The 206-nt window shown below is 55.3% G+C and carries 1 pseudogene; it reads left to right on the top strand.

Annotated features, from left to right (window positions below):
* Nucleotides 1-206, top strand: a pseudogene (locus tag E8M78_RS23580) (thermonuclease family protein); the annotation flags it as partial.

Below are 206 nucleotides of genomic sequence, written 5' to 3'. Positions count from 1 at the left end.
CTGCTGCTGTTCGGTTGCCGACGTTCAAAGGCCCGGTAACCGTTCTCGACGGCCGAACGCTATGGTTCGGCACGCTTGGCAATGGCTATAAAGTAAGGTTGGCTGGGATCGATGTGTGTGAATTACCGCAATGGGCACTGAACGCCAAATGGATAGACCGCGACAAACAAAAGGCTCTGACGTCGGTCCCTTGTGGTCCCTTAGCC

The organism is Rhizobium sp. FKY42, from assembly GCF_005222835.1.
In the GTDB taxonomy this organism is placed as follows: domain Bacteria; phylum Pseudomonadota; class Alphaproteobacteria; order Rhizobiales; family Rhizobiaceae; genus Neorhizobium.
The sequence above is the reverse complement of the archived record's forward strand: the minus strand, read 5'-3'. Positions and strand labels throughout refer to the sequence as shown.